Raw genomic sequence first — 12,245 nt, 5'->3', positions numbered from 1 at the left:
AGTTCGGTGGCATTTAACGATCAGCGGGCGTAGCGACGCAGCACGCCGTCAGCTTCTTGTTGCGCTAGGCTGAGCGCTTCTTGCGGTGTCATTTGCTCCGTTAAGGCAGCCTGCACCGCGTTATCCAACGCGCGGCGAATGCGACCACCTTGGTAGGTGGAAAGCTCGGCCGTGCCATGTTCTAACTGATCGCGGGCGACCGCCGCAGGCGGGAACTCTTCTACATAGCGTTGCAGCGCATCTGTCTCGTAAGCAGCGGGGCTGACGCCCATATAACCGGTTTCAATCGACCAAGCGGCGGCGCGCTCGGGGTCTGTCATCCAGCGAACAAACGTCATCGCGGCGCGCTGTTCTTCTTTGCTAGCGTCTTCAAAAATATAGAAGTTGCCACCACCGGTAGGGCTGCCGCGCTGGGTATTCATTGGCAGCATAGCGACGCCAAAGTCAAAATCAGCTTCGCTGCGGACGGCGGTTAAGTTGCCGGTGGTATGCCACATCATGGCTGTCGACTGCTCGATAAAATTCTGGCGAAGCGTGCCCCACTCGATGGTGCCGTCAGGCATGGCGTTATGCTCGCTGGCCAATGACACCCAATACTCCAATGCTTCAACGGCGGCGGGGTCGTCAAAATACACCTCGGTGCCGTCTTCGCTCATCAGCCGGTGGCCGTTTTGGTAGGCGAATGCTTGGAACATCCAATAAGGGTAGCCGGTCGAGGGCACCATCACGCCCCACTGCTCGCCATTGGAGGCTTCGCGAACAGTGGCCGCCATCTCGGCCATCTCTGCCCAGTTTTCCGGGGGCGTCTCGGGATCTAGCCCGGCGGCTTCAAAGGCGTCTTTATTCCAGAACAGCACGATGGTGGAGCGCTGGAAGGGGATGCCGTAGGTTTTACCCTCTAGCTGGCCATTTTCCATCAAGCCAGGGTAGAAGCTATCCAGCCACGCCTGCTCTTCTTCGATTTCGACCAGATCGTCAAAGGCCACGATAGCATTCTGCTCAAGCAGTTCGTACAGATCGATCGAGAACATGACCGACAGCTGGGGCGTGTCGCCGGCTTCCATCGCTGACATGGCGCGCACGCGAGTATCGTCATAGTTGCCGGCGTAGATCGCTTCAACGTCGATATCAGGGTATTCGGCTTCAAATTCCTCGACCAAGTTATCCACGACGTCGGTGAGTGCGCCGCCTACCGATACCGGGTAGTACATGGTCAGTTCGACAGGCTCGCCGGCAGCGACCTGGTTAGCACCCAATAAGCTAGCGGTTAGTATTGAAAAGGTTAGTGCTGAAAGGGTAAAGGGGATACATACACGCATGGAGAGCTCCTCAGGGCCGGGGGGAATACGCATCGCTTACTGCTGGCATTTCACCAGTGGGTATTAATGGATAAGGCATAAGGTCATCACGACGCAGGCCATCACCACCGAAAAGATGGACGGCCGTAGCGGGCCAGCCGATCCGGCAATGTTGACCGGTCATTGCTTGGCGGCCGCTCAACCGAACTCTTAATGTGTGCTCGCCTACCGCCAAATGGGCGATCGTATCTGCACCCAGATACTCATCGCTGAGCACTCTTGCGAGCACGCCTGAACCCGTGGTTGGGCGCAGCTCGATATCTTCAGGGCGTATACCCAACTGACCACCCGCGGCTTCGATGGGAGCAACCGCTGTGCTGGGCTCTCCTTCGATAACAGCATGCTGATCACCCTTTATGAGCGGCAGTAAACTCATCGCGGGGCTGCCGATAAAACTTGCGGCAAAGGCACTGGCGGGGCGGTTATAGAGCTCGTCGGGCGTGCCGTCCTGCACGATTTTGCCGTTCTCCATCAGAATCACTCGATCACCCATGCTCATGGCCTCTACCTGGTCGTGAGTCACGTAAATGACGGTCATCTCCAGGCGGCTTTGCAGCGCTTTGATTTCCCGGCGCATATCGCTACGCAGCCGCGCATCCAGGTTGGAGAGCGGCTCGTCCATCAGGCAGATCGGATGTTCGGAGATTATCGAGCGCGCCAGCGCTACCCGCTGGCGCTGGCCGCCGGAAAGCTGGGCAGGTTTACGGTTCAGGTAATCGGTTAAATCGACCAGTTCGGCAACTTTGGCCAGCCGTTCGCGCTGTTCTGCCTTGGGCACTTTGCGGCTGCGCAGGCCAAAAACGATATTGTCGGCAACGCTTAGGTGCGGAAACAGGGCGTAGGACTGAAACACCATGCTTAGACCACGATCCCCTGGCGGCAAGCGCGTGACATCACGATCACCAATCGTAATGCGGCCGCTGCTTGCTTCTTCCAGGCCTGCGATCATCCGCAGCGTGGTGGATTTGCCGCAGCCGGAAGGCCCTAGCAAAATGACAAATTGCCCGGGAGTTACATCGAAAGAAATATCATCGACCGCCGTGGTCGCGCCCCAACACTTGGCGACGCGTTCCAGGCGGATACGCGATTGGCTCATAACTCTCATCACCAGCTGTTGGTTGTTATTGATCCAGCTTGTGTTGAAGGTGTTGCACTTGTATGACACTTACATGGATGGTTGATTACGGTGGTGGTGTCAAGGGAATACTTTGCTTAGTGATTTTTATCTCGTGGCGCTTGAGCCTTCGCGCTACGTTGGATTGATAAAAAGATCAGCTCATAGGTGAATCGATTTACTTTGTCTAACGCTCAGGCATCTCATAGCGCCGCGTCGATTTCCCGGCTTTGACCACCTGACCTGGCACGTCATGGCCGATCAGGTCGGGAAGGGTGGCTGCGACCTCAAGCAGTGCATCCAGGTCGACACCGGTATCGACGCCCATGGTTTCAAACATATGCACCAAGTCTTCGGTGCAAACATTGCCGGTGGCACCGGGAGCAAAGGGGCAGCCGCCCAGCCCGCCGAGCGCTGCGTCAAAACGAGTGATGCCCGCCTGCCAAGCCGCCAGCGCGTTCGCTAGCCCCATGCCGCGAGTGTTGTGGAAATGTAGCGTAAACGGCGTTGCTGGCCAGCGCTCAAGGACGGCCTCGCACAGCAGGTTGACCTGGGCGGGGTTGGCCATACCGGTGGTGTCGCAGAGTGTGATGCCCTGAATACCCAGTGCGATCAGCTTTTCAACCAGCTCCAGCACGCGGGGTTGCGGCACATCGCCTTCAAACGGGCAGCCAAAGGTGGTGGAAAGCGAGGCGTTGATAAACACGCCGCTGCCTTGAGTTGCCTCCAAGATAGCTGCGAATTGCTCAAGGGATTGCTCTGGCGTCATGCGTAGGTTTGCCAGTCCGTGGCTATTGCTGGCGGACATTACAAGATTAATCTCATCCACTTGGCAGGCTAATGCCCGCTCGGCACCTTTAACATTAGGCACTAGCACGGTGATATCGATGCCTTCTCTGCGCTGAATGCCGGTCACTACGTCGGCCGCGTCGCGCAGGTTGGGAATCGCTTTAGGTGAGGTGAACGAGGTCGCCTCAATACGCCGCAGACCGGTGGTGGAGAGCGCATCGATCCAACGAATTTTCTCTTCTGTAGGTACATAGCGCGCTTCAATTTGCAGGCCATCCCGCGGGGCGACTTCGTTGATTTCTACCTTCGCAGAGCAGGGCGTTGGCGGGCTCATTGTGCTGTGCATCGTATTCTCCTTAATCGTACCTGCGTTAGATAATGCCCGCTTGGCGAAGTTTGGCGCGAGTGTCGTGATCAATGCCCAGCTCATCCAAGACGTCGTCAGTATGTTGACCCAGCTCGGGGCCACCGTTGCCGAGCCGCCCTGGTGTCGCGCTCAGTTTGGGCAGGACACCCGGTACTTTTAGCGCTTTACCGTTGGGGCGGTTAAAGGTTTGAATCATTTCCCGCGCCAAATAATGCGGGTCAAAGGCAATATCTTCGGCGGTGTAGGGGTAGCCTGCGGGCACGCGGGCATCATCTAGGGCGGGCAAAATAGCATCCCGCGGACGTTCTTCAGTCCACGCTTGAATGGCTGCGTCAATCATGTCGGCTTGCTGGCTGCGCCCGTCGTTATGGGCCAGCGCCGGGTCGCTGCCAAGATCATCGCGGCCAATGACGCTCATTAGGCGCTTGAAGATGCTGTCGCCGTTACCAGCGATGAGTACATAGTCGCCGCCCTGGCAGCGGTAAGCGTTCGAAGGGGTAATGCCGGGCAGGGCACTGCCGCTGGGTTCACGAACCTGGCCGCTGGCATCGAACTCTGGCAGCAGGCTTTCCATCATCGCAAACACCGACTCATACAGTGCGACGTCAATTTCTTGGCCCAGGCCACTGCGATTGCGCTCCTGAAGCGCCAGCAGCGTACCAATCACGGCATAAAGCGCGGAAAGTGAGTCTCCAATGCTCACGCCTACGCGCACGGAAGGCTCGCCCTGCTGGCCGGTGAGGTAGCGCAGTCCGCCCATGGCCTCGCCAATCACGCCAAAGCCGGGCTTGTCGCGGTAAGGCCCCGTTTGCCCGTAGCCGGAAATATGCACCATGATCAGCCGCGGATTGAGTTTGGAGAGCGCTTCCCAGCCTAGCCCCCAGCTGTCTAAGGTGCCGGGGCGGAAGTTTTCCACCACCACGTCGGCTTCGGCGATGAGTTGGCGCACCAGCGCTTGGCCTTCTTGGCTGCGTAAATCCAGTGCTACCGAGCGTTTGTTACGGGTTTGCACGTGCCACCACAGCGACGTGCCGTCTTCAATCATTCGCCACTTGCGAAGTGGGTCGCCGGTGCCCGGCGGCTCGACTTTAATCACATCTGCGCCGAACTCACCCAGCAGCTTGGTGGCGAAAGGGCCTGCAATGAGTTGACCAAGCTCAAGAACCTTCAGGCCCTGTAGCGGTAGCTGGCGTGCAGTGGGAGCGTTCATGGGGCTTTCTCTTGTGATTGGATTCATTACAGATTGTCAGCATGCGCGAGCGGTCTGCGGCGGACAATTAGACAATGGGTAACAAAGGTTTCGTAGACGACGAAGGTCTGCGCTAGCATAAGGCCGCTGCCTTACCCGGAGATTCTTATGCGCCGCTTTGATTTTGTCACTCTTAAGCTCTTTATCTCCGTGGCGGATGAGGGGCGCCTGACAGCGGCTGCAGAGCGCGAACACTTGGCGCTTGCCGCCGTGAGCAAGCGGATTAGTGATCTGGAAGTGTTGGTCGGTGCCAAGCTGCTGTACCGACGCCCCAGAGGCGTGGAGCTAACGCCTGCTGGTCAAGCTTTTTTGCACCACGCTCGTCGCATTCTGGATAACATTGAGCGCCTGCATGCAGAGCTGAGCGAGTATGGCGAAGGCGTGCGTGGCCATGTGCGTATTCACTCCAATACCTCAGCGATCATTGCGTTTCTTCCCCAGGATCTCAGCGCCTTCTCGCGGCTCTATCCCGAAATTAAAATCGACCTGCAGGAGCGCGTCAGCAGCGAAATCGTTGCCGCCGTGCGTGACGGGCTGACCGACATCGGTATTTTTGCTGGCCACGTGGCGGCACCTAGTCTTCAGCGGCTTTCGTATCGGCGAGACCGGCTCGTACTGATGACGCCCAAGGGCCATCCTCTGGCAGAGCGTGAAAGCATCGCTTTTAGTGAAGCGCTTGAGTTTGATTTTGTTGGCTTGCAGCAAGATGCATCCGTGCAATCGCTGTTGAATGAGCAGGCCAATATGACGGGAAAAACGCTCAGAATGCGCATTCAGGTGCGTAGCTTTGACGCTATTTGTCGCATGATTCATCACGGCATGGGCGTTGGCGTATTGCCCGAGCAAGCCATTTATCGCGACCTAGGTGATCTACAACTGAAAAGTATCCCGCTGAGCGACTCGTGGGCTCAGCACGAGCTGGTGATTGGTATACGTCGCTATGCAACGCTGCCCGTCACGGCCCGGCACTTGGTTGACCACTTAGCGGGAGACAGCGCCTATTCGACGCTTATCGAGGATTAGGTGCGCTTTAGCGGCTTCGTATTTCGAGAAAGATAGCGTTTAATAGCTGGGTGTTAAATAGCCTGCAGCGCGGCCTTCAATGCGCTTTCGGCTAGCGGTTTTATCCATCTTTGGTCGTATGCCTGTGAGTGGGGAGATAAAATAACGCGCTATAGGGGCGTTTCTAGCCATCGTATTATACGAAGGCAACCTTCTTGAACGTCGATTTGAGCCCATTGACGGCTTGTTTCAAGATTGAAATAGCGCCACTAGAAATGGCTATAAGAACGATTACAACAATGACACCCCATAACGACAACCGTAGAGAGTCATCGCATGCGGACACAATTATTGGCCACGCTGGCTACCCTTGGAATGTTAACGGCGGCTCCCTTTGCCCTCGCTAATCCTATCGAAATTCAAGTCAACAACACCATGAGTGAAGGCGGCTCAGAAAGTGCCGCGATCGAACGTTTCGCTGAATATTTAGAAGAGCAGGCGCCGGGCCGCTTTGAGGTGCGTCCTTTTTTGGCGGGATCGCTGGGCGGTGAAAACGCCATTTTGGAATTGCTGAATCTTGGCCAGACGCAGATCTCCCTGACCGGCGGCAACTGGCGCCAGCAATATGCGCCTGAATATGATGCCATCACCGTGCCCTTTTTGTTTACCACCTGGGACGAAGTGGATGCTTATATAGAGGCTCCTTCTGGGCAGGCGTTGATTGAAAAGGCAGAGAGCCAAGGCGGTCTTAAATTCTTTGGTACTCAGCATCGTGGCCCGCGTCATATGACGGCCAATAAAGAAGTTAATACGCCAGCAGATCTTGCCGGATTCCGTCTTCGCATGCCTTCGCTGCCCATTTGGCTAGAAGTGTGGGAAGAGATTGGTGCTCAGGTCGTGAACGTACCGGCACCGGAAATTTATCTGGCCATGCAAACCGGCCAGGTCGACGGTCACGAGAACTCGCTTTCATCGCCCTATACGCGCAGGCTGTGGGAAGTGCAGGACTATTTGATTTTGACCAGCCACGTACAGTTCCCCTGGAGCTGGGTAGCCAGTTCGCGCTGGTGGGATGGTCTGGAAGCGGAAGATCAAACGCTGATTGCAGAGGCCATCGATGTGGCCCGCCAGTATGGCTCGGAGCAAGAGCTTGAGCTGGATGAGTATTACCTCCAAGCGCTACAAGACGAGGGAATGACGGTCATCGAGCCTGATTTTGATGCCTTCCGCGAAGCGGCTATGCCCGCCATTGATCGCGTTCTTTCTGAGATGGCCGACGGCGTTCGCGAAGATGCGCTGGGTAACGAAAGTAACTAATTCGCACCTTAAGCAAACAGCGGCGGCCTATCGGGCCGTCGTTTTATTTTTGTCTGTTGATAAATGTTGGGGAGTTTTCCTGTGAATCACGTGGTTCCGCCCAGTAACGGGTTCGATCGAATGGCTTTCTATACGTTGCGCTGGGTAACCCGCCTGTGCGATGGGGCCGGCGTGGCGTTAATGGCCGCTATCCTGCTGCTTATTGTGGCGGCGGTTATTGCGCGGGACCTGCTGGGGCTGGGTATGCCCTGGACTGAAGAGGTTGCGTCTATGATGGCTATCTACGCGATTGGCTTTGGATCGCTATCGGCCTGGGTGCGCAGCGAGCATCTGGTAGTCGATTTGTTTAGCCATAAGCTTTCTGGGTTAGGAAAAAGTCTCCAGTATCGAACCACGGCACTGATTTCCTGTGGTTTTTTTGCCCTTGCCGCTTGGGGGGCATGGATCATGTCGGATATGAGCGCCAACAATAAAACGGTCTCGCTGAGTATCAGTTTCAGCTATCTCTACTACGGTATTTTCTTTAGTTTTGCGGGCATGGCGCTGATTGCGGTGTGGCAAACCCTGCGCGGCCCGGTCGCGTGGTTGGAAGTGCGTGATGAAGAAGAGCGTCAAGAGGAGTTAGCTCAGCCATGATGGAATTACTGATTTTTGTCGGTGGGCTATTGATATTGATGGCCATTGGCTTACCCGTGGTGGTGGCCATTGGCGTGACGTCGTTTATCGCGCTAGTGGCAACCGGTACCGGTGGGCTGCCCGTTGAGCTATTGCCGCTGCGAATGGTGCAAACGCTCAACAACTTTACGCTGCTGGCGATTCCACTGTTTATTCTAGCCGCCAATATTATGAATGTCGGCTCGACGACCACGCGCATTTTCGACTTCGCAACCGCCCTTATCGGCTTTACTAAAGGTGGGCTTGGCCACGCTAACGTGGTGGCGAGCTCTATCTTTGCGACCATGTCAGGCACCGCCGTAGCGGATGCTGCGGGGCTTGGTAGTATTGAAATTAAGGCCATGAAAGAGCGTGGCTATGCGCTGGATTACTCCACGGGCATTACCGCTGCTTCAAGCGTTATTGGGCCAATCTTGCCACCCAGTATTGCGCTAGTCGTTTATGGCTGGCTTGCCAATGTCAGCATTGGTGGTCTATTCATGGCAGGGCTTTTGCCGGGCATTTTGATGGCACTGCTGCTGATGGGCATGACCGTACTGCTAGGCGCGATGGGCAAGGTCGTAATGCCTAAACCTAAGCCGTTTGATGCCTGTGAAGTTGCTCGCACCGGTAAGCGTGCGATATTACCGCTAATGATGCCGGCCATTATCGTGGGTGGTATTTGGGGTGGCTTCTTCACGCCGACGGAAGCGGGCGCGATTGCCTCGCTGTACGCCATCATTCTGGGCGGTGTGATTTACCGTGATTTGAACGGGCGGGATCTCTTTAACGCTTTCCGCAGAACCTTAATGTTCAGTGCGGTTATTCTGTTGATTATTGCGGTTTCCAGCTTCTACGGCTGGATACTGGTACGTATGGGTATTCCCCAGGCGCTGGCAGGACAGGTCGCTAGCGTCGATATGCCCACGGTGGTGCTACTGCTCTGCTTCGCGCTATTTTTCTTGCTCATTGGCTGCTTTATGTCAGTGATTGAAAGTATCCTGATCTTCACGCCCATTGTGGTACCAGCGGCGCTTAGCGCTGGATTAGATCCGGTGCATTTCGGTATTGTGATGGTGATTACACTGTCCGTTGGGGTAATCACTCCGCCGTTTGGCACGGTGCTGTTTTTAATGGTGGGCATTACGCGACTGCGCTATGGCCAGGTGGTGACCGCGATACTGCCTTTCTTACTGCCGATTATCGCCACTATTTTGTTGCTAATCGCCGTGCCTGGCTTGTCCACGTGGCTGCCAGATCTCATGGGTTATTAAGAGCTTAAGGCGAGGGTTTTAACCGCCGTCAAAATAAAAAGGAGCCAATATGAACATGCCTCAAAATGAGTTTAAGCAGCAGCTGTTAGCGGGCCAGCCCCAAACGGGGATTTGGCTCGGGCTAGCGAGCGCCTACGCAGCAGAAATTGCCGCCACGGCTGGCTTTGACTGGCTGTTGCTAGATGCCGAGCACGTTCCTAATGACCTGGACAGCCTGCTTGCTCAGCTGCAGGCGCTGGCGCCCTATAAAAGTCACCCAGTAGTGCGCCCGCCCACGGGCGATACCGTGCTGATCAAGCGCTATTTGGATGTTGGCGTACAGAATTTACTGATTCCCATGGTGGAAACGGCCGAGCAAGCCGCAGAGCTCGTTGCTGCAACCCGCTACCCGCCCCACGGTGAACGTGGCGTTGGGCATGTGTTGGCACGTGCCTCGCGCTGGGGACAGGTGAAGGATTATCTGGCTCGCGCAGATGACGAGATTTGCCTGATGCTGCAGGTAGAAAGCCAGCAGGCGCTGGATAATCTGGAGGCCATTGCCGCAGTCGAAGGGGTCGACGGTGTATTTATTGGCCCTGCAGATTTATCGGCGTCGATGGGGCATCTTGGCAATGCTGGCCACCCCGACGTAGAAGCGGCGATTAGCGACGCTATTCAAAAAATTAGCGCGGCGGGTAAGGCGGCAGGGATTGTCACGGTGGACGAACAGGCAGCCCGCGGCTACCTGACTGCGGGCTGTACGTTCGTTGGCGTGGGTATCGACGCTCTGCTGTATGCCAATGCCTTGCGCGGCTTGGCAGAGCGTTTCAAACGCTAGGGTTTGTATGAACGCTGAGCGAAGGACAGGCAAGCGCTTTAATGTGGATATGCATTCTGCGCTTGCCTGGCTGGGTCGTTAACCTTCAGTTGGCAAAATCCTTCCGGGGTTCATCAGCCCTTTAGGATCAAACAGGGCTTTAACGCCGCTGATGAGTTCACGTTCGATGGGTGATAGCCGAGCCAAATAGGGCGCTTGCTTGGTGCGGCCAATGCCATGCTCAGCGCTGATGCTGCCGTTGAAATCATCGAGCACTTCAAAAAGGCGTTCTTCCAGGTCATGCAGGTGGGCTTTTTTGTCTGCGTCAGCCATGGCGCTGGGCGGCAGAATGTTAAAGTGCAGGTTGCCGTCGCCGACGTGCCCATAGGCAATGATTTCGCACTCGGGGGAGGCGGCCATGATGACCTCACTCGCCTGCGTGACAAAGGCTGGAATCGCTGAAATAGGCACGGCGATATCGGTACGTAAGTGCTCGCCGCGCCGACGTTGGCCTTCCAGCATACTCTCGCGAAACTGCCACAGCTGGGCTGACTGGGTGTCGCTGGCGGCCAGCGCGCCGTCAAGCACCAGCTCACGTTCCATGCCTGTTTCCAGCAGCCGTTCCAGCATCGTCGCTAAATCTATTGGCCCGGTGGCGGCAACCTCCATGAGCACGTACCAGGGGTAGGCGCTTTCCATGGGGTCGCGAAGCCCAGGGGTGGCTTCTATCGCCAGCTCAATGCAGCGGCGCGGAATCAGCTCAAAAGCCGTCAGCAAATCGCAGCAGTCGCGGCGTGCTAAGCCATATAGGTCGATAACCGCTTCAACGGAGGGCAGCCCCAGCAGCGCGGTGCGGTTTTGAGTCGGGCGGGGTGAGAGTTTTAACACTGCGCCGGTAACGATGCCCAGGGTGCCTTCGCTGCCTAAAAATAGCTGCTGAAGGTCGTAGCCGCGGTTGTCTTTGTGCAGGGCGTTTAGGCCTTCCAGCACGCGCCCATCGGGAAGCACCACTTCCAGCCCGAGTACCAGCTCGCGCATCATGCCGTAGCGCAGCACGTTAAGACCGCCTGCGTTGGTAGCAATGTTGCCGCCAATCTGACAGCTGCCCTGAGCGCCGAGTGAAAGCGGAAAATCGCAGTCATGCTCGGCAGCTGCTAGCTTGACGTTCTCAAGGATGCAGCCAGCGTCCACTGTGATGGTGAAGTTGACCGGGTCAATGGCCCGCACGTTATTCAAGCGCTCCAGGCTGATCACTAGTTCTTGGCCGTTTGCGGCGGGCAATGCGCCCGTCACTAAGCCGCTGTGGCCACCCTGGGGCGTCATTGCAACCCCGTGCTGATAACAGCGCCTGACAATCTCCGCAACTTCGGCGGTATTCGCCGGGCGGGCTACGGCCAGCGGCATGCCTAGCGTGTCGCCCGCCCAATCGCTAACGTAGCGCGCCATTGCGTCTGATTGGCGTATTAAACCGCGCTCGCCAAGCAGGCTGGCGAGCTCATTTAAAAAGGGTGTGATCGCTGTCATTAGACCTCTTCCTGCCAGGCAGCGCCGTCGGGGAAGCAGTGCTGCGCTTGCGACTGCGCGTGCATGGCAATGCTGTAGCCCGGCGCTTCGGGTACCTGATAACGCCCGCCGCGAATGACGACCGGGTCAATAAAGTGTTCGTGAAGATGATCCACATACTCCAGAACACGACCCTCAAGGCTACCGGATACCGCAATATAATCGAACAGTGAGATGTGCTGGGTGTATTCGCATAGCCCCACGCCACCGCCGTGAGGACAAATTGGCACGCCGAACTTGGCGGCCATTAGCACCACCAGGATGACTTCGTTGAGCCCGCCCAGGCGTGCTGCATCGAGCTGACAGTAGTCGATGGCATCTGCCTGGAAGAATTGCTTAAACATCACTTTGTTATGGCAGTGCTCGCCGGTAGCAACGCCAATAGGCGCAACGCGGTGGCGAATTTCAGCGTGGCCGAGAATATCGTCAGGGCTGGTGGGTTCTTCGATCCACAGCGGGTCAAATTCTGCTAAGCGGCGCATTTTAGTGATCGTTTCATCAACGTCCCATACCTGGTTGGCGTCCATCATCAGCACGTTGTCCCAGCCAATCTCATCACGCAGCAGCGCTGCGCGGCGGGCGTCTTCTTCGATATCGCCGCCAATTTTTTGTTTAAAGTGTGTCCAGCCTTCCGCCAGCGCTTCTCTGGCCAAGCGGCGCACTTTCTCGTCGCTGTAGCCCAGCCAGCCCGATGAAGTGGTGTAGCCCGGGTAGCCGTCGCGGCGCATTTCGTCTTCACGTTCTGCTTTGCCGGATGACTGG

11 protein-coding genes are annotated in these 12,245 nt (G+C 56.5%); 5 read left to right on the top strand and 6 right to left on the bottom strand.

What is annotated here, in order from left to right:
• Positions 1 to 20: 20 nt before the first annotated feature.
• The 4 genes from ACTH5D_RS09790 to ACTH5D_RS09775 form a co-directional block, all read right to left on the bottom strand.
• Positions 21 to 1,319, bottom strand: a complete 1,299-nt coding sequence (locus ACTH5D_RS09790; RefSeq protein WP_441670683.1) for an ABC transporter substrate-binding protein — start codon at positions 1,317 to 1,319, stop codon at positions 21 to 23.
• Between the two features lie 10 nt (positions 1,320 to 1,329).
• Positions 1,330 to 2,454, bottom strand: a complete 1,125-nt coding sequence (locus ACTH5D_RS09785; protein ID WP_441670681.1) for an ABC transporter ATP-binding protein — start codon at positions 2,452 to 2,454, stop codon at positions 1,330 to 1,332.
• A gap of 205 nt (positions 2,455 to 2,659) precedes the next feature.
• Positions 2,660 to 3,595 (bottom strand): hydroxymethylglutaryl-CoA lyase, encoded by a 936-nt coding sequence (locus tag ACTH5D_RS09780; protein WP_441670727.1) that lies wholly within the window; start codon positions 3,593 to 3,595, stop codon positions 2,660 to 2,662.
• A 37-nt stretch (positions 3,596 to 3,632) separates the two neighbouring features.
• Positions 3,633 to 4,838: a CaiB/BaiF CoA transferase family protein gene (locus tag ACTH5D_RS09775; RefSeq protein WP_441670679.1), complete on the bottom strand. Its 1,206-nt coding sequence runs from the start codon at positions 4,836 to 4,838 to the stop codon at positions 3,633 to 3,635.
• 147 nt (positions 4,839 to 4,985) lie between these two features.
• Here ACTH5D_RS09775 and ACTH5D_RS09770 point away from each other — a divergent pair, with 147 nt between their 5' ends.
• From ACTH5D_RS09770 to hpaI, 5 genes are all read left to right on the top strand, one after another.
• Positions 4,986 to 5,900, top strand: a complete 915-nt coding sequence (locus ACTH5D_RS09770) for a LysR family transcriptional regulator (protein ID WP_441670677.1) — start codon at positions 4,986 to 4,988, stop codon at positions 5,898 to 5,900.
• A gap of 315 nt (positions 5,901 to 6,215) precedes the next feature.
• Positions 6,216 to 7,196: a TRAP transporter substrate-binding protein gene (locus ACTH5D_RS09765; RefSeq protein WP_441670675.1), complete on the top strand. Its 981-nt coding sequence runs from the start codon at positions 6,216 to 6,218 to the stop codon at positions 7,194 to 7,196.
• A gap of 120 nt (positions 7,197 to 7,316) precedes the next feature.
• Positions 7,317 to 7,832: a TRAP transporter small permease gene (locus ACTH5D_RS09760; RefSeq protein WP_441670725.1), complete on the top strand. Its 516-nt coding sequence runs from the start codon at positions 7,317 to 7,319 to the stop codon at positions 7,830 to 7,832.
• Positions 7,829 to 9,124, top strand: a complete 1,296-nt coding sequence (locus ACTH5D_RS09755; RefSeq protein ID WP_441670673.1) for a TRAP transporter large permease — start codon at positions 7,829 to 7,831, stop codon at positions 9,122 to 9,124. Before ACTH5D_RS09760 ends, ACTH5D_RS09755 begins: the two co-directional genes overlap by 4 nt.
• Positions 9,125 to 9,173: 49 nt before the next feature.
• Positions 9,174 to 9,941, top strand: a complete 768-nt coding sequence (gene hpaI / locus ACTH5D_RS09750) for a 4-hydroxy-2-oxoheptanedioate aldolase (RefSeq protein WP_441670671.1) — start codon at positions 9,174 to 9,176, stop codon at positions 9,939 to 9,941.
• 78 nt (positions 9,942 to 10,019) lie between these two features.
• On the opposite strand, the gene ACTH5D_RS09745 is transcribed toward hpaI, so the two are convergent.
• Together ACTH5D_RS09745 and ACTH5D_RS09740 are read right to left on the bottom strand one after the other, a co-directional pair.
• Positions 10,020 to 11,444, bottom strand: coding sequence for an FAD-binding oxidoreductase (locus ACTH5D_RS09745; RefSeq protein WP_441670669.1), 1,425 nt, complete (start codon positions 11,442 to 11,444; stop codon positions 10,020 to 10,022).
• Positions 11,444 to 12,245, bottom strand: an 802-nt coding sequence (locus tag ACTH5D_RS09740; RefSeq protein ID WP_441670667.1) for an enolase C-terminal domain-like protein, incomplete at its 5' end; no start/stop codon positions are given. The genes ACTH5D_RS09745 and ACTH5D_RS09740, both read right to left, overlap by 1 nt.

Origin of the sequence: Halomonas sp. (assembly GCF_052095695.1) — a bacterium.
Classification (GTDB): Bacteria; Pseudomonadota; Gammaproteobacteria; order Pseudomonadales; family Halomonadaceae; genus Vreelandella.
Note: the sequence above shows the minus strand (reverse complement) of the source record. Positions and strands in the feature narration are given on the sequence as shown.